The sequence below is a fragment of the Sphingopyxis sp. genome (genome assembly GCF_035250425.1).
Classification (GTDB): domain Bacteria; phylum Pseudomonadota; class Alphaproteobacteria; order Sphingomonadales; family Sphingomonadaceae; genus Sphingopyxis.
The window spans coordinates 1-21,413 of the sequence record NZ_DATFFD010000042.1 but is presented as its reverse complement, the minus strand read 5'-3'; the positions used below and the strand labels follow the sequence as shown (position 1 = coordinate 21,413).

General features: G+C 65.9%; 12 protein-coding genes. 5 read left to right on the top strand and 7 right to left on the bottom strand.

Annotation, left to right across the window (positions count from 1 at the left end):
* The first annotated feature begins 17 nt into the window (after window positions 1-17).
* The 4 genes from VJ811_RS02930 to dacB are packed head-to-tail and all read left to right on the top strand — an operon-like array spanning window position 18 to window position 5,257.
* Window positions 18-1,256 (top strand): dicarboxylate/amino acid:cation symporter, encoded by a 1,239-nt coding sequence (locus tag VJ811_RS02930; protein WP_324070781.1) that lies wholly within the window; start codon window positions 18-20, stop codon window positions 1,254-1,256.
* The gene (locus VJ811_RS02925; RefSeq protein WP_324070780.1) at window positions 1,253-2,761 is read left to right on the top strand and encodes a permease; all 1,509 of its coding nucleotides are present in this window, start codon (window positions 1,253-1,255) and stop codon (window positions 2,759-2,761) included. Before VJ811_RS02930 ends, VJ811_RS02925 begins: the two co-directional genes overlap by 4 nt.
* A complete protein-coding gene (locus tag VJ811_RS02920; RefSeq protein ID WP_324070779.1) occupies window positions 2,758-3,780 on the top strand; it encodes a serine hydrolase domain-containing protein in 1,023 nt (340 codons plus the stop codon). Before VJ811_RS02925 ends, VJ811_RS02920 begins: the two co-directional genes overlap by 4 nt.
* Before the next feature lies 1 nt (window position 3,781).
* Window positions 3,782-5,257: a D-alanyl-D-alanine carboxypeptidase/D-alanyl-D-alanine endopeptidase gene (gene dacB, locus VJ811_RS02915; RefSeq protein WP_324070778.1), complete on the top strand. Its 1,476-nt coding sequence runs from the start codon at window positions 3,782-3,784 to the stop codon at window positions 5,255-5,257.
* 228 nt (window positions 5,258-5,485) lie between these two features.
* Here dacB and VJ811_RS02910 read toward each other — a convergent pair whose 3' ends face one another.
* Window positions 5,486-7,873 carry a penicillin acylase family protein gene (locus tag VJ811_RS02910; RefSeq protein ID WP_324070777.1) on the bottom strand — a complete coding sequence of 796 codons (2,388 nt, stop codon included), beginning with the start codon at window positions 7,871-7,873 and terminating at the stop codon, window positions 5,486-5,488.
* Between the two features lie 389 nt (window positions 7,874-8,262).
* Between VJ811_RS02910 and VJ811_RS02905 the strand changes: the two genes are divergently transcribed.
* Window positions 8,263-11,298, top strand: a complete 3,036-nt coding sequence (locus VJ811_RS02905; protein WP_324070776.1) for a TonB-dependent receptor plug domain-containing protein — start codon at window positions 8,263-8,265, stop codon at window positions 11,296-11,298.
* Between the two features lie 517 nt (window positions 11,299-11,815).
* On the opposite strand, the gene VJ811_RS02900 is transcribed toward VJ811_RS02905, so the two are convergent.
* The 6 genes from VJ811_RS02900 to leuD all read right to left on the bottom strand — a co-directional run bounded on the left by VJ811_RS02900 (window position 11,816) and on the right by leuD (window position 21,360).
* On the bottom strand, window positions 11,816-13,075 hold the full coding sequence (locus VJ811_RS02900; protein WP_324070775.1) for an MFS transporter: 1,260 nt from the start codon (window positions 13,073-13,075) through the stop codon (window positions 11,816-11,818).
* A 68-nt stretch (window positions 13,076-13,143) separates the two neighbouring features.
* The gene (locus VJ811_RS02895; RefSeq protein WP_324070774.1) at window positions 13,144-15,507 is read right to left on the bottom strand and encodes a TonB-dependent siderophore receptor; all 2,364 of its coding nucleotides are present in this window, start codon (window positions 15,505-15,507) and stop codon (window positions 13,144-13,146) included.
* A complete protein-coding gene (gene pgmB / locus VJ811_RS02890; protein ID WP_324070773.1) occupies window positions 15,501-18,461 on the bottom strand; it encodes a beta-phosphoglucomutase in 2,961 nt (986 codons plus the stop codon). The genes VJ811_RS02895 and pgmB overlap by 7 nt, the downstream gene beginning before the upstream one ends.
* Before the next feature lie 135 nt (window positions 18,462-18,596).
* Complete coding sequence (locus VJ811_RS02885) at window positions 18,597-19,595, bottom strand: LacI family DNA-binding transcriptional regulator (protein ID WP_324070772.1); 999 nt, start codon at window positions 19,593-19,595, stop codon at window positions 18,597-18,599.
* Between the two features lie 255 nt (window positions 19,596-19,850).
* Window positions 19,851-20,747 carry an alpha/beta hydrolase gene (locus VJ811_RS02880; protein ID WP_324070771.1) on the bottom strand — a complete coding sequence of 299 codons (897 nt, stop codon included), beginning with the start codon at window positions 20,745-20,747 and terminating at the stop codon, window positions 19,851-19,853.
* Window positions 20,737-21,360 carry a 3-isopropylmalate dehydratase small subunit gene (gene leuD, locus VJ811_RS02875; protein WP_324070770.1) on the bottom strand — a complete coding sequence of 208 codons (624 nt, stop codon included), beginning with the start codon at window positions 21,358-21,360 and terminating at the stop codon, window positions 20,737-20,739. Before leuD ends, VJ811_RS02880 begins: the two co-directional genes overlap by 11 nt.
* Between the last annotated feature and the right edge of the window lie 53 nt (window positions 21,361-21,413).

Genomic DNA, 21,413 nt, shown 5'->3' with positions numbered 1-21,413 from the left:
TCAAAACAGGGGGACGGATGACGGGGTTTCTTCGCGGCTGGTTCGCAGTGCCGCTGTGGCAACGCGTATTGGGCGCGATGATTGTCGGCGTGCTGCTGGGGCTCCTGTGGCCCGCCGCGACCGGCGCGATCGCCTTCATCGGCGAATTGTTCGTCCGCGTGATCCGGATGCTCGTCGTCCCCATCGTTTTCATCAGCATCGCATCGGGCGTCACCGCGCTCGCCGACCCGCGCAAGCTGGGATCGGTCGGCGCGCGGACGGTCGGCCTGTTCGCCGCGACCACATTCTGCGCGGTGTCGATCGGCATGATCGTCGGCCTGCTGCTCGAACCCGGACAGGGCGCCGCGCTCGGCAACGCCGTGCCGCACGCGCTCGGCGAGCCCAAGTCGCTGCACGATCAACTGATCGGCATCGTGCCCGTCAATATCGTGCAGGCACTGGTCGAGGGCGATATGCTCGCGATCATCTTCTTTTCGATCCTCTTCGGCTTCGGCGTCATCCTCGCCGGCGAGCAAGGACGCCCGATGGCCGATCTGCTGCAATCGGCGGGACAAGTGCTGTTCCAGCTGGTGCGCATCGTCATGGAAATCACCCCCTTCGGCGTCCTCGCGCTGATCGCCAAAGCGGTCGCCGACAACGGCGTCGCGGTGTTCGCCAACATCGGCTGGCTCGCGGTCGGCGTCGCCGCGGGAGTGATCCTGCAGATATTGCTCGTCCATTTGCCGCTGATCGCCTTTGTCGGGCGGCGGCCGGTCCTGCGCTTCTATCGCACGATTATCGATGCGCTCGCCGTCGCCTTTTCGACCGCATCGTCGGCCGCCACCCTGCCCGTCGCGTTGCGGATCGCACTCGAAGACCTGCGTATCGCGCCGGGGGTCGCCAAGACCGTGCTGCCGATCGGCGCGAGCATCGGCAAGGACGGCACCGCAATGTATGTCGGCCTGCTCAGCATCTTTGCGCTGCAGGCGGTCGGCGTCGAACCCGACCTGCCGATGCTCGCGATTGTCCTACTCACCGGCGCGCTCGCCGCCTTCGGCACCGCGCCGATCCCGTCGGCGTCGCTGTTCATGCTCGCCGCGGTCCTCTCCGCGGTCGGGGTTTCGCCCGAGCAGACCGCGCTCGTCGTCGGCTTCGTCCTGCCCTTTGACCGGCTGCTCGACATGACGCGTACCGTCGCGAGCGCGAGCGCGAACCTGACGGTCACGAGCGTCGTCGCGCGCTGGGAAAACGCCATCGAACCGGAAGAAAAGGCGTGACCGTAGCCGCCGCCGAGGCCGTTGCCGGCGTGCTGGCGGGCGACCTGCCCGCCAGGCCTTCGGTGCGGCGCTTGCTCGGCCTTTATCTGCTGCTGGGCTTTTCTGCCGGATTGCCCTTTTACATGTTCAACGCGGTGCTGACCCTGCGCCTCGCGCGGCACGGGGTCGACATCGTGATCATCGGCTTTTTCGCGTGGATCGCGTTGCTGCCGACGTTCAAATTCGCCTGGGCGCCGCTGATCGAGCGTTACGATGTGCCGGGCTTCGCGCGCTTCTGGGGACGAAGGCGCGGGTGGATCATGCTCTCGCAGCTCGGCATCTTCCTGTCGATGGTCGCGATGGCCTTCACCTCGAGCGACAAGAGCCTGCCGCTGACCGCGCTGTTCGCGGTCCTGCTCGCTTTCTGGACGACGACATTGGAAGTCGCCGCCGACGGCTGGCGCATCGAGCTTGCGCCGACGCAGGCCGAACAGGCGCCGATCGTCGCGGCGAACCTGTGGGGCTATCGCAGCGCGATGGTCGCGGCGGGGAGCGGCGCGATCCTCGTCGCGGCGTGGGCCGACTGGACCTGGGCCTATCTCGTGATCGCCCTCGCCGCCTTCCTGCCCTTTCCGGTCCTCGCGGCGATGCGGCCCGAACGCGAAGGCACGGGGGACCGCGCGCAGGCGCTGGTCGCAGGAACGCTCGCCAGCTTGTTCGTCATACTCGCCGCGGCGCTCGTCACGGCGGTGCTCGGCTGGGCACTGCTTTCGGCCGCGCAAGGCGCGGGCATTTCTGCCAAGACCAACGTCACGCCGGCCGTGCTGGCGATCGCGTTGCTTCCCTTCGTGGCGCTGGCGCTCGCTCTGCCGCGCATCCGCCGCCTGCCCGCCGAAGCCCTTTCGAACGTATCCACCTTCGCCGCGCCTTATGTCGAGCTGTTTTGGCGCTACGGCACGCCCGTGCTCGCGGTGCTCGCTTTCGTTTCGCTCTATCGCATGGGCGACGTGCTCACGCTGACGCTCTCGCATCCACTGTGGAACGACAAGGGCTACAGCCTGCACCAGATCGGCATCGCCGATGGCGTCGTCGCGCTGTCCGCAAGCATGCTCGGCGTCGCGCTCGGCGGCTTTCTGTCGACGCGGTTGTCGCTCGGCTGGACGCTCGGGATCGGCGCGGTGACCGCGGCGGCGGGCAACTGGATCTATGTCTGGCTTTGGCACAGCGAGCCGTCGGCGCTCGTCCTCTATACCTCGGTCGCGGTCGATCAGTTCGGCAATGGCTTTGCCGGCGCTGTGTTCGTCGTTTACCTCTCGATGCTCGTCAGCCCAAAATATCCGGGGGCGCAATATGCGCTGCTCTCAGGCTTCGCCTTCCTGCTCCCGCGCCTGCTCGCGGGCGCGTCGGGCACGATGCAGACGCAGATCGGCTATGACGGATTTTTCATGCTTTCGGGCGCGCTGAGCTTTGCCGCGATCTTCCTGCTGCCCATCATCGTGCGCGTGAAAGGCCGCGAGCCGACATGACGATCGAGGCGATCTGCGAACGGGGTTTTGCCCCGGCACTCGAAGCGGTCGAAAGCGGCCGCATTCCTGGGGCCGCGCTGGGCGTAATGAGCGCCGATGGGACAAGCGCGGTGCGCTTCGCCGGAATGGCCGCGATCGTCCCCGAGCGCGAGCTGCTGGCGCGCGATCACTGGTTCGACCTCGCGTCGCTCAGCAAGGTGATCGCGACCACCACGATGCTCCTGAAACTCGCCGAACAGGGACGTCTCGACCTCGACCGGCCGCTGACCGACGCGATTCCCGACCTCCGCCAATATGACGTCGCGGGCGCCGCCGAGCGCCGGTTGACCTTCCGCGACTGTCTGATGCATCGGACCTTCCTGCCCGCAGTCGAGCCCATCTATACCTATGGCGACGATCCGGCGCGGCTGCGCGCTTTCGTCCTGCAGCGCGAATGGCGGCGCGGGCCGCCGGTCTATTCGGACATCAACTTCATCCTGCTCGGCATCGCGATCGAGCGCATCACGGGCGCGCCGCTGTCGGACTGGCCGCTCGGCGAAGGGCTCGGCTTCGGCCCGCCGCCCGGCCCGGCGGTCGCCACGGAAAATTGCAGCTGGCGCGGGCGCGTGATGAAGGGCGAGGTTCACGACGAGAACGCGTTCGCGCTCGGCGGCGCTCCGGGTCACGCCGGGCTTTTCGGCACTGTCGATGGCGTGCTGGGTTTCGCCCGCGCGATGCTCGACGGCACGATGCTGTCGCCCGCGATGATGACCGAGGTGCGCGCCGCTCACGAAAGCCACCGGACGTGCGGCTGGGAACGCGCCTTTGCCGGATGGCATGGCGGCGACGCCTGTTCGGCCGACACGATCGGCCACACCGGCTTCACCGGCACCGGGCTATGGATCGATTTCGAGCGCGGTCTTGCCTGGACCTTGCTCACCAACCGGGTCCATCCGACCCGCCACGCCGACAGCGGCATTACAACCCTGCGCCCCGCGGTGGGCGACCGGGTCATTACAGGCTGGGACGAACGGAATTAATATGACGGCATCGATTGGACGCTTCGCGCTCGCCTCTACGCTCGCGCTTTCGCTGACCGCGGCCCACGCCCAGACGAGCCCGGCGCCGGCGCCGCTGCTGACGACGGTCGAACAGAAATTGGCCGAGGGACCCGCGGGGTCGCGCTTCGGCCTGCTCGTCACGACGCTCGACGGCGAAGTGCTGGTGTCGATCGCGCCCGACCAGCGCTTCATCCCCGCCTCGAACACCAAGATGTTCACGACCGCCATCGCCTATGCCGAGCTGCCTTTGCTTCAGCGGACCGCAAGGGGCACCGGGGTGCGGCTCGAAACGGCTGCCGATGGCAAGATCGACGTCGTGCTGCATGGCCGCGGCGACGCGCTGCTGTCGAGCGCCGACGACTGCAAGGTCGATTGTTTGCAGACGCTCGCCGACGCGGTCGCGGCGAAGACGCGCCATGTCCGCAATATCGTCGGTGACGACAGCTGGTTCCCCGACGAGCGCTGGGGGCCGGGGATGAGCTGGAACAATATCCAGTCGCGTTACGGCACCGGCACGTCGGCGCTGACGCTCGACGACAATGAGCTGGTGGTGAAGCTGGTGCCGGGCGCGATCGGCGCCGCTCCGGGTGTGCAGGCGTCCGGCTATTATATCATCGAAAATCGGGTCACGACCGTCGCGGGTAAGGAAGAGAAGATCGAAGCCGATCGCATGCCGAACAGCCGCGTCCTGCGGCTGACGGGCACCGTCGGCGCCGAGGTCGCACCACTGACGCTGCGCTATGGCATCGACGATCCGGCGCACCATGCGGCGTGGCGCCTCGGCGAACTGCTGCGCGCACGCGGAGTGCGGGTGGATGGCGATATCGAGGTGCGCCACCGGCCGCTGACGCCTGCCGACGATCCGAAAAACCGCAAGGGCGCGGCGGCCACGCTGCCATCCGAACCCGCGATGCTCGCCGAATTGCCCGCGCCGTCGCTCGCCGAAAATATGGTACGGATCAACAAGGAGAGCCAGAATCTCCACACCGAACTGATGCTGCGGCGCGTCGCGCGGCAGGCGGGCAGCGGCTCGATCGCCGACGGGCAGGCGGTGATGCAGCGGGTGATGACGCAGGCGGGGCTTCCCGCGACCGGCTATCACTTCGCCGACGGGTCGGGCATGTCGTCCTATAATCGCATCACGCCCCGCGCCGCCGTCGGCCTGCTCGGCTGGATCGCGCGCCAGCCGTGGAGCATGGCGTGGCGGAGCACGCTGCCGATCGCGGGGCGCGACGGCACCTTGCAGAGCCGCTTCAAGGGCACGATCCTCGAAGGAAAACTGTTCGCCAAGACCGGATCGCTCAACGCCTCGCGCGCGCTGTCGGGTTATCTGACGACGCGCAGCGGACGGACGCTGATCTTCTCGGCGCTCGCCAACGACATGCCCGAGGACACCGATAGCCAGGCCACCGCCGCGGTCGACCGCGTGCTCGTCGCGATTGCCGAGGCGCTTTAGGACCGCCCCCCTTCCCCCTTGATGGGGGAAGGATAGGGAGCCTTACCGCGCAGCGATTAGGCGGAGTTGGATGGGGGTGCGGGTGCGTTCGCACACCGCCGCATCAGGTCGAACAGCACCCCTACCGCTGCGACTAAAGCCAGCAGGCTGGCAAGTCTCACTGCCTCTCCCATCGAGGGGGAGGAAATCGGGTTCAAAAGTTCCGCCGGTCTTAGTTAACCTCGTCGATCAGCTGGAAGTAGGCGTCAGGACCAGCCGCCCCACGGCATGCCGGTCGACCGCCGCCTTGCTGAACCACAAGGGCTGCATCGCGCCCGCGAGCCAATATGGATAAAAGTCGCGATAGCGCGGCGAGCGCGGATCGGCGGACTGGCCGGGCAGCAGCAGGAAGCGGCTGTTGTCCCACGCCCCGACGTCGGCGACGAACAGATAGCTCGCGCCGTGCGACACGTTGAAACCGCGCTTGGGATTGAAGCCGCGCGCCATCGGCGTCGTACCGTCGCCGCCCGACCGGCCGCCCTCGATCCTGGGAAAGGCGGCCGCGATAGCCGGGTTCGATGCCATCGGATGCGCGATCGTCACGCGGTGCAGGTCACCCCATTTCCAGCGCGCCGGATCGGGGCCGCCGAGTTCGACCGCCTTCGTCCATCCGGCCGCCAGCGCGCGGTCGACGATCGCGTCACGCGATGCGGCAGGGTCGGCGCCGAGACGCTTGTCGGGTGACGAAAGAATGCGCAGCATTTCCGACAAATTGACCGACGGGATCAGGTCGCGCGCCGCCGCAGGCATGATTTGGTCGTAAAAGTCGGTCGATAGCGCCGGCATCACCATTTCATAGAGCAGCGCGGCGGCGCTGTCGGCCTCGATCCCGCAGTCCCATCGCCGGAGCAACGCGGCCGCGGGGGCGGCCGCCGGCGTGGGATTGGCGGGAAGCAGCTTCAACAGCGCGCGCGCGGGAAGCGACTGGACGTCGTGCTGAAGCGCGATGCTGTCCTCGATCCGGTGCTTCGGCTGGCTACGCAGCACTTCGGCGACGCGATCGTAGCGGAAGGAGTCGCTCCAGCTGAAGCTGATGATCCGCTCGCGATAGGGAAAGCCCGCGGGCAGGTTCATCTGGTTCGCCGACGCGAACCAGCCTTCGCGCGGGTTATAGACGTGAGGCATATCCTCGACCGGCAAGATCCCCGTCCAGTCGAAATCGCCATCGCCCGGCGCGGGAAACAGCCCGTCGTGCTTTGGGCGGCGCGGGGTGAAGCCGATCGTCTGCCAGCCCGTGTTGCCGTCGATGTCGGCATAATGGAGGTTGGTCGGCGACACATGCAGCTTGAACGCTTGCCGCAGCGAGGCCCAATCCTTCGACAGGTTGATCGCGATAATCGCGAACCGCTGGTTGGCGCCGGGCAACATGCTCACCGTTGCAAAGGCCACCGCGCGATTGCGGGAGGCATCCTGCGACACGATCGGGCGGCCTGCGGCATAACGCAAAGTCACGCGTTCGCTCGGCGCGCCCTTGACCAATATCTCGTCCTCGAACGTCTCGAACGCCTTCCACTTGCCCTTGTGCCAATAGCGGCCAGGGTCGCCTTCCTTGGTGCGCAGGATGAACAGGTCGGTCTGGTCGATATGGAAGTTCGTGCGGCCGAAGGCGAAGCGGTCGGTGTGCCCCTGCATGATACCCGGCAGTCCGGGCGCGCCAGCGCCGATGACGTCGAGCCCCGGCGCCGACAGATGGCACATATGCCGCGGGCTGGCGCGGCCGATGCCAAGATGCGGATCGTTGGCGAGGATCGGCCGCCCCGTCGCGCTGCGCGACGGCGAAATCGTCCACGCATTGCTGCCGAGTGCGAAGCGATCGGTCCAGCGCGCTTCGGGGTCGAGCGATGCTTCCTGTACCGGATCGAAATCCATCGGTCGGTTCGCGGGATCGAGGACGCCGAGGTCGGCGTCGCTCACCGCCGCGCAGTCGAGCCCTTCGGGCACCGTGAAGGACCAGGCGGGACGCAGCGGCACCATCAGCTGGTCGGCGTCGAGCAGCCCGCGCGCCTGAAGCTGTGCGCGGCGCACCTCGTCGTCGGCGTCGCCCATGCCGATGCCGCGATTGCGAACGAGGTCGGCGACCTCCCAGCGCAGCGGGCTGATCCCCAATATGCCATATTCGAGCGGCAGCTGCGCCGGATCGGCGGCGAGTTCGTCGATCCGGGCGTTGACCCCGGCGACATAGCCGCGCGCGCATTCGAGCACATCCGCCGGCAGTGCCGCGAGTTCGGCATCGATGTCGCCGCGATAGAGGAAAAGCCGCGCCGCCTTGTCCGCGGCGACGAAACGCGGTCCAAAGGCCTCGGCCATCCGCCCCATGTCGCGGCGATGCTCCATGTCGACCTGGAACAGCCGGTCGCGTGCGACGAGATAACCCTGCCCGAAAAAGGCATCGTGCAGCGACGCGGCGCGGACGTGAGGCACGCCCAATTCGTCCTCGACGACCTCGACCGGCGCGCGCGCGCCGGACAGGCCGATGGTTCGCGCGGCCCCCTTGACCCGGGGTTTCGCGAAAAGGCTTCCCGGCATTGCGACAAGCGCAACCGAAGCCAGCAGAAACGCGCGGCGCTGGATCAACATGCCCTCCCCGATCAGGTGAAAATAACCAAATGCGACCCTATCGCAGCATCGCGCCGCCGGGCCATAGCAAGCGGGCGGCGTCCTATAACTGCAAGCTATTCGGCGACGCCATATCTTCGGGCTATATGTCCATATCGCCAGGTTAGCGGCCAAGCTGTTGACCCCCCGCAACCACCCTGTAACCTCGTTGTCACGAAACCGGCTGTCGGCGCGCGCTGGCTGCGACTATGGCCGGACGGGCACGATGAAATATCACCAAAATATACAAAGGCGGGCAAGCATCCGCCAAATGGTCAGGTGGGACAAATAGGGCAGCCAGCCCGGCACGACGCCGGGGCACGTCTCGGGCGGCGTGCGGCTCGGCCCTGGGTAAAAAGGGGACTGCAGATATGCGTGATTTTGAACGAATTCGTCGACCGCTGGGCCGCAAAAGCCAGTTCGGCGTGGCGATGACTGCACTGGCACTGGTCCATAGCGCGCCGGCGCTGGCACAGGAGGCGGCCACCTCGACGGACAGCGTCGAAGCAGCGCCCGACGACCAGATCATCGTCACCGGATCGCGCGTCGCGCGCGACGGCTTTCAGGCGCCGACCCCACTGGTCGTACTGACGCAGCAAGACATCCAGAACACCTCGCCGTCGAATAACATCGCCGACTTCGTCAACCAGATGCCGCAGCTTGCCGGATCAACCAAGCCCGCCAATTCGCGCCTGAACATCTCGAACGGTTCGGCGGGCATCAACGCGCTCAACATGCGCAACCTCGGCGAAAACCGCGTGCTCGTCCTCGTCGACGGCCGCCGGTCGGTCGGTTCGACGATCTTCGGCTGGGTCGACATCAACACGATCCCGCAGGCGCTGGTCGATCGCGTCGAGGTGGTCACCGGCGGTGCATCGTCGGCCTATGGCTCGGACGCCGTCACCGGCGTCGTCAACTTCGTCCTCAACAAGAAGATGGAGGGGCTGCGCATCACAGGCGACATCGGCGTCACCGACAAGGGCGACGGTTTCAACTATTCGGGCAGCGTCGCGGGCGGCCTGTCGTTCGCCGACGGCCGCGGCCATGCCGTCTTCAACGCCGAGATCGCGCATCAGGACGGCATCTACGAAATCGACCCGAAGGACCGGCCGTGGAACCACCGGGGCTATCTGGCCTTTGCGAACCCGGCCTATGTGGTGACGGGCGGCGTCGGGAACGGCCAGCCCCAGTTCATCACCTTCCGCGAGAAGGCCGGTCAGACCAACCAGGCGCCGGGCGGATTCATCACCGGGTCGGCGGGCAACAACAACGGGCTGCGTGGCCTTTATTTCAGCGAAAACGGCCAGGTAAACCAGTTCAATTACGGTTCCTTCAACTCGCCAGCGCTGGGCGGCAGCGCCGCAGTGACGCGCACGGTCGGCGGCGACTGGCGCCTCAACGATTCGGGCCGCCGGATCGGCCTTGCGCCGAAGGACGATCGCTGGGGCGTCTTTGGCCGACTGAGCTATGAAGTCGCCGACGGCGTCGAAATCTTCGCCGAAGGGGCGTACAACAAGCAGGAAGTCTTCTTCAACGCCGGTCCCAACCTCGCCTCGGCGACGCTCAACACGACCGGCTGCACGACCGTCCCGACGCCCATCACCTGCAACGCCTTCGCGCTGCAAACGCTGGGCGCGGCGCGGCTCGCGGACGTCACCAGCGTCAGCATCACGACCACGGCCGCCGATCTGCCCTTCCGCGGCATCAACAACAAGCGCGCGGTGCAGCGTTACGTCGTCGGCGCCGAGGGTGAGTTCGACGCGTTCGGCAAGTCGGCGCGCTGGGACGTCTATGGCCAATATGGCCGGTCGGACCTCCGCGAACAGCTCCGCAACATCATGCACGTCGACCGCATGAGAGATGCGACGAACGCCGCCTTCGCGCCGGCGGGCAACGCGGGCGGCTATGCCGCCGGATCGATCCAGTGCCTGATCAACGTCGACGCCGTCACCACCAACAATGACCCGAACTGCGTGCCGCTGAACCGCCTAGGCATCGGCGTCGCCAATCCGGCGGCGATCGATTATGTGTTGGGCGATCCGTATCGCAAGCAGGTGCTGGAACAGTTCGTCACCGGCGCCAACCTGTCGCTGACACCGTTCGCGACCTGGGCCGGCGACGTGAGCATCGCGGTCGGCGCCGAATATCGCAAGGAAAAAATCCGCGGCAGCGTTCCGCAAGAGTTCCAGCCGATCGCGACGGTCGACGCCACCGGGCGCCCCGGCTTCCGCAACGCCTGGTCAGTCGGCAACTACCTGCCGTTCCAGGGCAGCTATAATGTGAAGGAAGCCTATCTCGAGACCGTCGTCCCGCTGGGCCTTGGCCTTGAGTTCAACGGCGCGGTGCGCGCGACCGATTATTCGACTTCGGGCTATGTCACAACCTGGAAGCTGGGGGCGACCTGGGCGCCGATCGAGGATATCCGTTTCCGCGTCACGCGGTCGCGCGACATTCGCGCGCCGAACCTGAACGAGTTGTTCCAGGCGGGCACCGCGAACAGCGATTCGGTGCGCAACCCCAAATTCGTTGCAGGCAACCCAGCCACCGGGCCGCAATTCTTCCCCTATTCGGGCCTGACCACGGGCAACCGCGATCTGAAGCCTGAAAAGGCCGATTCGTGGAATATCGGCGCGGTGATCACGCCGCGCTTCCTGCCCGGCTTCTCGGCATCGGTCGATTATTTCCGCATCGACCTCGAGGATGCGATCGACACGATCACCGCGCAGGAAATCGTCAATCGCTGCGATGAAGGACGGCAGGAATATTGCGCCGCGATCACCGAGGATCCGGCTCGCTCGCAGCCCGGCCCGCCGCGCGTGCCTTATCTGCTGATCCGCAGCCAGCCGTTCAACTTCGTCAGCAAGCTGGTGCGCGGCATCGACTTTGACGCCGCCTATCGCCTGCCGGTCGGCGGAGAAAGCAGCATTACGCTGCGCGGCACCGCGACACGCTACATCGAAAATCTCTCGGACACCGGCATCACCGGCGTCACGCCCGTCAACACCGTCGGCGCGAACGGCGGCCAGTCCAGCACCCCGAAATGGATTTTCCGCACCAGCCTCAATTACGAGACGCCGACCTTCTCGGGCACCGTCGTCGGCCGCGGGGTCAGCTCGGGCAAATATCTGGCCAACGCGATCGAATGCACGACCGGGTGCCCGACCTCGACCAGCCAGGCTCCGACTTATGACAACAACAACGTCAAGGGGACGTTCTACGTCGACCTCAACTTGACGCAGAAGGTCAGCGTAAAGAGCGGCTCGGAGGCGGAGTTCTTCTTCAACGTCACCAATTTGTTCGACGCCGATCCGTTGCTGCTGCCCGAAACCGGCCTCGCCGCGAACAGCACATTTTCGGACCTGCTGGGCCGCACCTTCCGCCTCGGCGTGCGCTTCAAGATGAAGTGACGCGGACACAAATGAAAGAGGAAGGGAGGGCCCAGTGGCCCTCCCTTTTTTTGAGGCCGATCCATAGTGCCGCTCGGGACGACCGGCCACGTCTCGTCCATTTCGCGGATCAACCGGCGACGGTTTCTGGGCGACGCGGCCGCAACCGCCGGCTTCGTCGAACAGCAGGGGCCAGCTATTTCATCGGTGTCTTCGCCGCGCGCTCGGCCTCGATCTGCGCAACCCATTTTTGGGCCGTCAGCGGGCCGGTGCCTTCGAAATGTGCCTTCGCGGAGAAGCTTGCCGAGGGCAAGATCACCAAGGCGAGCCGGCTGATGCTCGTCGCCGGCGACCAGGACCGCGATGACGATCCCGAACCTGCGCGGGCTCTGGCCGCGCGGCTCACACCGCTGTCGGCCTATGAACTGAACACGTCGTTACCGACACATTGCGTTTCATGTTCCGCTAGAGCCCCCAACGGCGGAATTCACCAGCGCACTGTCCTGGAAGGGTGCGACGAGATTTTCGCTCACCGCAATCATCGCGCAAGCCGTTCAATAGATCCTGTCCCTGATGTTGTGACCTGGATCCTGCGGCGGAGCAAGAAAAGACCGCCCGCGAGCATCGCCGTCGGGACAAGCATCAATGTGAAGGCGGTACGCCCGTCGAGATGTGCGAAAAGCTGTCCGGTGACCAGCGAACCTGTTGTGCCACCGAGCGCCGAGAAAACGACGACAAGCCCCATCAGCGGTGGATGGCTGCGCCCCGGCATTGCGCTCAGCATCACCGAAACAATCGTCGGATAGATGGGCGCGAGCGCGAAGCCGATCAGCGGGAACAGGAAGGCAGCGAGCGGGGCGTCGTTCCAGCTGGCAATCGGCCCCGGCCGCAGCCCGTCGGCGAGCGGCAGGACAAGGATGATCAGCGCCGCGAGCAGCCCGAGGCAGATGTTGAGCACCGGATACCAGTCGAAGCGCGCCATCACCGCGCCCGCGCCGAAGCGCCCGAGCGCGATGCACGCCGCGAACAGACTGGCCGCCTGAACGCTCATCTGCGCGGGGAGGTGCAGCACTTCGTTGTTGAAGGTCGGCAGCCAGGTGCCGATCCCCTGCTCGATGAGGACAAAGATGAAGGCACACAGAATGAAGATGAGGACGAGCGGCAGCGCGGCGAGCTTCAGCATGGCAAGGATCGGCGCGCCTTCGGCCTCGATCGCATCGTCCCCGTCGTGCCCGCGCCGCGCGTCGACGGGCGCCGAGAGCAGCAGCGCCAGCGCCAGGGCGGTGACCCCGGCGAGAACCCAATAGGCATTGAGCCAGCGTAGTCCCGTGGGATCGATGAAAGCGCTGAACACCCAATAGGAGGAAAGTACGCCGACCATGAACATGCCCTCGATCAGGCTGGTCAGGCTGGCGTGCTTTCGCGGGCTGTCGGTGACGAGGCCGATCATCGAATAGACCACGACCTTGGCAATGGCAAAGGCCGCGCCGACCATCGCGAAATGGAGCTGCGCGGCGCCGAAGCTGCCAGCCAGCGGCATCACGACACAGCCGGCGATCGCGAGGAGGAGCGCGCCGATCAGCGCGTTGCGAAGGCCCAGCCGCGGCAAATAGCTCGCGGTCAGGAATGACACGACCGCGATCGTTATGTCCTTGAACCCTTCGAGCGTGCTCGCTTCGGGCTTGGTCACGGCAAAGCTGGAAATCGACTGGAGGATCACCGTCCCGACGCTGTTGAGCAGCATCGCAAAGGCGACATAGGTCAGGATCAGTGCTGCGATCAGTCGGGTACGCGCCATGGCCTGTCCTTGTAGGAAAAGAAGGGGTGGCCGCGAAGAGGCCGCGGCCACCCAGGGAGGGATGTCCCCTAGAATTTATAGGCGGCGCTGAAGCGGACCGAGCGGCCGAGGATCGGCCGCGCGTTGACCACCTGACCCCCCGTCTGCCCCAGCGTGCGCGGATCGCCTTCGGTCAGCCCGACCTTGTCGGTCAGATTGTCGGCGGTCACGGCGAATTGCAGCGCGTCATTGACGTCGACGGTCACCCCCGCGTCGATCTTGAAATAATGTGGCAAGGACTGGGTGTTCGCGGTGTCGGAGAAACGGTCGCCGACGTAGCTGAAGGTCGAATAGAGCGAGACCTTGCTCCCCTCGCCGAATTCGATGTCGTACGACGGCGTCACGCGCCACTGCCACTTCGGCTGGCGCTGCACGCGATTGCCGCTGAGGTCGATCGTCCCGCCGCCCGCGAAGAAATCGCGGTACTTCGCATCGAGCCAGGTGCCCGAGAAGGCGATGGCGAAATTGTCGATCGGGCGGATCTGCCCTTCGAGCTCGATCCCCGTGCTGCGCGCGCCGCCGATATCGGCAACCGGGGCGCCATTCTGGATCACGGTCGTCACCAGTCCCTTGAACTTGGTGTGGAACAATGTGGCGTAGAGCGACACGAGATCGGTGCGGACCTTCACCCCGCCTTCGAAATTGTCGACGCGCGGCGACACGAAAATCCCGTCGCGCAGATTGTCGAAGAAGGGATTGGTGTTGCCGCGGTTATAGCGGGCATAGACGCCGACCGACGACGAGACGTCATAGTTGAGCCCGGCGGTCCACGACCACGCACCCTTTTTGTACGCGATGTTGCGGAAGGTGCCGTTGAGCATCGCCGTGCCGTTGTTGTACAGCGTATTCGGGTTGTTATCCGTGTCGACCGAGCTGTTGTTCTCGATCGTGCCCGTCGCCTTGTAATTCTGGTAGCGGATCCCGGCGTCGAAGCGCAGTTCGGGGGTGATCTGAAACTCGTCGACCGCGTAAAAGGCATATTCGCGGCCGTCATAGGCGGCGTTGACGTTGAAGAAAGACCCCTGAGTAAAGCCGTTGCTCGACGCGACCTGGCCGTTGGCGAGCGTCAGGTTGAGCAGGCGGCCGTGGTTTTCGGCGGTCAGAAGGTGGACGTTGCCGAGGTTCCACTGGTCATCCGACGAGAAGTCCGAATAATAGGCGCCGACGGTGAACTTGTTGTTCCCGCTTTCCCATTCGACCGCGAGATCGTTGGTGAAATCCTCGATCTGCTTGCGCACGACCCAAGTACCCGCGCGGATCACCTGCTGTGTGCCGGCCACCGCCTGCCCACCATTGACATAGGTCAGGCTGCCGACCGTGCTGCCGAGCGAGGCGGCATAGGCGTTGGCGGTCGTCGCGGTGCTGGCGGGGACGAGGCCCGTCGTGTCGGCATCGCCCTTGAGGTAGCTCGCGCGATAGCGCAGCTGGAAACCCTCGCCGATCTCGTAATCGAAATTGGTGCCGAGGTTGACCAGCTTTGCCCCGCGGCCGTCGGCAAGGTCGGTGCGCGTGCCGTCGGGAAGCGTGCTGAGCCGCGTTTCGGGACCCGCGAGCACGCCGGTGCCGGGATCGATATTGCCGAACTGGTGCACCTTGTCGCCGTCGCGGATCACCGGGATCGGCAGCAGCCATTGACCGCGATCATTGAGGTAGCGCGCGAAGACGAGGATCGAGCCCTTGTCGAGATCGTGGCGGATATTGGCGGTGATTTGACCGCCCTTTTCGGCGGTGAAGCCGGGGCTGCGGATACCCTCGCCGCTCGAATAATAGCCGCCGACCATGAAGCTGGTATTCTCACCGAGCGGACCCGACAGCAGCATGTCGCCGCGAATGTCGCCATAGTCGGTGATGCTCGCCTTCACGAGTCCTTCGAAATCGCGTCCGCCTTCCTTCTGGACGAAGTTGACGGTGAGGCCGGGCTGGCCACTGCCGAACAGCGCACCGGTGCCGCCGCGAACCGCCTCGACGCGCTCGATCGTCTCGTCGATGCGGATCAGCTGGGTGTTTTCGAGGAACGACAGCGTCGGGGGCGAGAAGAAGGGAACACCCTGCACCATCAGCGTGACGAATTCGGCGTCACCGCCCGAGGGATAGCCGCGCACGAAGATGTTGGCGCCATTCTGGCCGCCCGAGCTTTCGGCCGACACGCCGGGGATGACCTTGAACAGGTCGGCGGTGCTGTTCGGTGCGGCGCGATCGATCGCGTCCGAATTGATGCTGGTGATCGCGAACGCCGCATCCTGGCGATTGACGCCGCCGCCGGCGGTGCCGGTGACGATGATTTCTTCGTTCGCGGGCGCCGCGTCGTCGGGTTGAGGCGCTTCCTGGGCGAAAGCCGTGGCCGGCAGCGCGGCGAGCGCGATCGACGACAGCAGATAGGTTCGATTCAACATGGCATATCCTCCACTTTACCTGTTCTGATTGAAAGGCGTCCGCGCGCCGCCGCTTCCCGTTCTGTCGACAGGATCTGGCCGAGCGTGAGATCGCCGATGGCGGGGACGTTGAGGTCGGCTTCGGGCAGCGCCTCTTCTGATCCGATGCCAATAGCCACCATGCCCGCCGCATGGATGGCCGAAACTCCGGCGCGCGCGTCTTCGACGCCGATGCACTGTCCGGGGGACAGACCCATGCCGTCGGCACAGGCCAGGAAAATGTCGGGTGCCGGTTTCGCATTGGCAACGGCGCCGGCGTCGGCGATGAAATCGAACTCGCCGGCGATACCGAGCAGGCGCACGACGTCGGTCGCATTGCGGCTGGCCGACGCAAGGCCGATCTTCAGCCCCGCCGCGCGGCACGCCGCGAACAGGTCGCGAACGCCGGCGAACAAGTTCGCGGGCGAATAGTCCGCCAGCCGCTCGCGATAGAGGTCGTTCTTTTCGGCGAGCATCGCGTCGAAGGTCGCGGGATCAACCTTGGCACCGGCATGATCCAGAATCACGCGCAGCGAACCCGCGCGGTCAACGCCCTTCAATTGGTGGTTGGTTTCGCGGCCGAACGCCAGCCCATGCTGGTCGGCAAGCGCCTGCCACGCCTGATAATGATCCTCGGCCGTGTCGGTGAGCACGCCGTCGAGGTCGAAGATCACGCCCTTCAGCACTGGCCGCGGCGCGGTGACCGGCGCGTCGCCGATGCGCAGCGCGCGGCCGTGATCGAATATGTCGAGCGGGGCGCCCGACAGCAGGCGATAGGTGCAGCCCGCGGCGTCCACCGCAAGCTCGATCACGCTGCCCCGCCATTGCAGGCGAAAGCGATAGGCTTTCCATGCGGCGGGAAGCTGCGGCCGGAACGACGGCACTGCACCGTCGAGGCGCAGCCCGCCCCAGCCCTGTGCCAGCACGAGCCAGCTGCCCGCGAGCGCCGCCATGTGGAGGCCGTGCGAGGTATTGCCGTGGCGGTCCTCCAGATCGACGAAAGCGCATTCGCTGAGGAAGCCGAGCGCCGCCGCCTCGTCGCCAAGCCGCGCCGCGGCGATCGCGAAAGACACCGACGACAGCGTCGAATCATGCGTCGTGACGCGGGCATAATAGTCGAAATTGCGCCGCTGGCGTGACAGCGGCATATCGACGAGATCCATCGCCATCGCCTGGATGACGTTGCCCTGTTTCGCGACCTGATGGCGGAACAGGATCATCGGGTGATAGCGCATCAGCAGCGGGCCTTGGCCATCGCGCGATGCAAGGCCGGGCAGTTCGGGACGGCCGAGAAAGGCATCGTCCTGCGGGTTGACGCCGAGCACCGGATCGACCGGCAGCCACATCGCGTCCGCCGCCCTCTGCCAATCGGCGATTTCGCTGTCGTTGAGACCGATCGCGCTGGCCAGCCCCGCAAAATCGCCGCGGGCGCGCAGCCAGCCCGCGGTCGCAGCAGCATAAGCGAGATGCCGGCGCGCAATGGCGTTGGTGTAGAAGTCGTTGTCGACGAGCGCCGAATATTCGTCCGGTCCCGTCACGCCATAGAGGCAGAAGGCGCCGCCGCGGCGCGCGTCGAACGCGCCGATCTCCATCCACATGCGCGCGGTTTCGAACAGCATCTCGGCGGCTTCGGCGCGGAAAGCCTCATCGCCCGTCGCCACGACATAGAGCGCGAGCGCATAGGCGATGTCGCCGTTGATATGATATTGCGCCGATCCCGTCGGATAGTGCGACGAGCATTCTGCCCCTGCGATCGTGCGCCACGGATAAAGCGCGCCGCTTGCGTGACCAAGCGCGCGCGCATGTGCCCGCGCCTGATCGAGCTTGCCGATGCGATAGGCGAGCAGCGTACGCGCCTTGGTGGGCGCCTGCAACGCGAGTACCGGCAGCATGAAGGTTTCGGCGTCCCAGAAATAATGGCCTTCATAGCCCTCGCCGGTCAGCCCCTTGGCGCCGATGCTGTGGTTCGGATCGCGGCTCGCCGACTGGTGGAGCTGGAACAGGTCGAAACGCAGCGCTTCGGTCAGCGCGTCGTCGCCGTCGATCGTAAAAGCCGCGCTGTCCCAGAGCGTCTCGACCGCTGCGCGCTGGCCATCGGCGATCGCGTCGAAGCCAGCCGCTGCATCGTCGAGCACCGCAAGATCGACCGGACGGCCGCGGGCGGATGCCAGTGCGACCACCCGGTCGATCGTCAGGGTGCCGCCGGCGACCAGCGCGCCGCGCACGACATGCCCCGCGCGTTCCACCGAAACGTCGGCGGCGGGCGCGGTGACATGCTGGCGATAAGCGAGCTCGACAGCATCCTGCGCGAACCGGGTGACCGTGGACGGGTCGCCCGGCAGAGGGGGATTGATGGTCCAGACCGGCCGCAACCGGGCCGAGATACGCGGGTCATCGGCTTCGGCGCCGCCCGCGCTCGCGCCTTCGATCCCATAAGTCAGCCGCGCCTCGACCGCGCCGCCGAAATCGATCGGGCGGAGGTGTATCCGCGACGCGACGCAGGCACCGCCGGAGAGGGGGACGATGCGGTCGACCGCAATTTCGAGCGTGCGGCCGCCGGCAAGCCGCCAGCGCGAGGCGCGGCGAAGCTGGCCGGTCGCGAAATCGAGTGCGCTTTCGGTATCGACGAGTTCGGCGCCGCTGAAATCGACCGGTTGGCCGTCGATATGCAGGCGCAGCAGCACCGGGCTGGGGCACGGAACGCGCGTATCGGTCGCGCTCGCGTAACCGGGAAAGCTTTCATGATAGGCAATCGGCCGGCTGACATAGGCGCCGGGCAGATAGGCGCACGGCCGGTCGGCGCACTCGTCGATTACCCCTTCGACGCCGACCAGCCCGTTCGCCAGCGCGAAAAGCGCCGCCGCCTGCGCGCCGGTCGCGGCATCGCCATGGCGGACGAGCCGCATCGCTTCAGAAGGATTTTCGATCGTCGCCACGCGCCCTCACCCACGGCGAAGGCTGCTTGGCCCTCCGCTCTTGGTATGGGTTTCCCGCAAAATGGTATCGATGTCAAGGTATCGATACCATTTTGCGGGAAACCCTTGACCGGAAACGATAAACCATCCCGTTTTCTAGCTGTCGCGGACGATCAGCGCGACCGGCATCGCGCGCGAGTCGACCGCTTTCCCGGCCACCATGGCGAGCACCTTTTGCGCGAGCAACTCGCCGCCGACGCCCCAATCCTGCCGGATGCTCGTCAGCCGCGGTGAAAACAGCGCCGCGCCGGGCGAATCGTCGAAGCCGACCACCGACACATCGTCCGGCACCCGATAACCCCTTGCCCGCAACGCCTCGATTGCGCCCATCGCGATCGCATCGCTGCTCGCGAAAATGCCGTCGAAGCCGGGCTCGCCGTTATCGAGCAGCGGCGCAACCACGTCGCGGCCCGCGGCGACGGTGAAGGCGCAGGGAATATTGGCAACAAGTACCGCGTCCGAACCCGCCAGTCCGGCATGAAAACCACCCAGCCGGTCCTCGGCCTCGCCATGCCCGGCGTCGCCCAGAAACAGGAGCCGCCTCCGCCCGCGGCCGAGCAGATATTCGGCCGCGAGCCGACCGCCTTCACGGTTATCGCTGCCGACGACGATCCGTTCGGGCGGGCCATGTTCGGCGCCCCAGACCACATAAGGCAGCCCGGTCGCCTCGATCACCGCCGCGGCGTCGTCGTGCACCCCCTGCCCCAGCAGGATCACCCCGTCGGCCGAGGGCGGCGCTTCCGAAAACAGGTCGATGGTGGTGAGCACCATATTCTGTCCCGCCGCGGTCAGTTCCTGCAGGATGCCGCCGAGCAACAGCAACGGATAGGGCTCGCTCATCAGGCGTTCGTGCGACGGCGTCATTTCGATGACCACCGCAATCGTCCGCGTGCGCTGTTGTCGCAGATTGCGCGCCGACACATTGATCCGGTAACCCATGCGCTCGGCCGTCTCGCGGATCAGCGTGCGCGTGCTGTCTTTCACCGTCGAATGGTTCGACAGCGCGCGCGAAACGGTGATTTTCGCGACGCCCAGTTCGCGGGCGACATCCGCCATCGTCGGCCGCGCACCGTCGTTGGACTTTCCTTTACTCACCCGCAGAGTCGCTTGGTGACGGATGGCGAGAATCGATGCGCTGAGCCATGCCGCACCCCTAACGCCCGACGGCCGGCTTTCACAAGCCGCTTCAAAGCGATCGCTGTCGGCACATGATCGTTCGCGCGGAAGCGGGATGGCTGTCTGATATTTGACCACCCGGCGCGCAAGCGCGCAGGCAGAGGGTTTCGTGCCGATCGGTTTTGGCGATTGCCGCGCGGTCATCCTTCCCGCACGCTGAGCGCCGTACCGAGCTCAGGTCAGAAACGCGGCGAGTTCGGCAAGCAATAATTCGGGCGTTTCTTCCTGCGGACTGTGACCGCACGGCAGCGCGCGCCCGCGCACATCGCGGGCTTTGGACTGCCAGCTCTCCATCACGTCGAAGAGGGTGCCCACCGTGCCATATTCGCCCCAGAGCAGGAGCAAAGGCGCCTCGATCCGCCGGTCGCTGCCGGCCGCGTCATGATCCAAATCGATGCTCGCCGCCGCGCGATAATCCTCGCAGATCGCGTGGCGCGTCGCGGGATCGCGATAGCAGCGGCGATATTCGGCGACGACGCGCGGATCGAGCGCGCCTTCGACCCTGATTTGCCCGGCAAGATGGCGGTCGAGAAAATGGTCGGGATCGGCTGCGATCATCCGTTCGGGCAGGTCGAACGGCTGGATCAGGAAGAACCACCAGAAATAGCGCGTCGCAAACTCGCGGTTCGTCTGCGCATACATCGTCGCGGTGGGCGCGATGTCGAGCAGCACGAGCCGCGCGACACGGTCCGGGTGGTCGAGCGCCATGCGATGCGCGACGCGCGCGCCGCGATCGTGCGCGACGACATCGAAACGGCCGAAGCCCAACGTGGCCATCACCGCAACCTGATCGGCCGCCATCGCGCGCTTGGAATAATTCGCGTGCGCGGGATCGCCCGGCAGTTTTTCGCTGTCGCCATAACCGCGCAGGTCAGTCGCGACGACCGTGAAGCGCTTCGCAAGCGCGGGCACGACCTTGTGCCAGGTCAGATGCGTCTGCGGATGGCCGTGGAGGAGCAGCAGCGGAGGTCCCGAACCGCCGACCGCGGCGCGGATGCGCACGCCGTCCGCATCGACGTCGTGCCAGCGGAAGCCCGGCATGAGTTCGGGATATTCGGGACTATTGCTCATCGCTATCGGCACCCATAAGCCAGGGCTTGCGGCCGAGATAGGCTTTCTCGAACGCGCGGATGCGGTCGGCGTACATCAGGGTCTCGCCGATCCGGTCGAGCCCGAGCATCAGCGCGCGCCGCGTGGTGGGATCGATGTCGAAACCCGCCGCATAGCCGCCCATTTCGATGCGCTGCGCATCGAGGTCGACCATCATCTCCCCTGCCCCTTCGTCGAGCTCGGCCATCAGCGCCGCGATCTCCGTTGTCGGCAGCGACAGGAGCAGCAGGCCGTTGTTCGCGGCATTGTCCGCAAAAATCGCGCCATAGGAGGAGCCGATGATGCCGCGGATGCCATATTGGAGCATCCCCCACACCGCATGTTCGCGCGACGAGCCGCAGCCGAAATTGGGGCCGACGAGCAGGAAGCGCGTCTCCGTCATGTCCGTGCGGTTGAGGATGAAATCGTCCCGCACCGCGCCGTTTTCGTCGAAACGGAGGTCGTGAAAAAGACCCAGGGCGAGCCCCGAGCGGTCGATGCCCTTCAGGAACGCCTTGGGCATGATGACGTCGGTGTCGATGTTGGCGGCGGGCATCGCGGCGGCGCGGCCCGACAGGCGGAGAAAGCGCTCCATCAGTCAAGCTCCTCCGCCGCAAGCTCTCGTACATCGGCAAGCCTTCCGGTGAC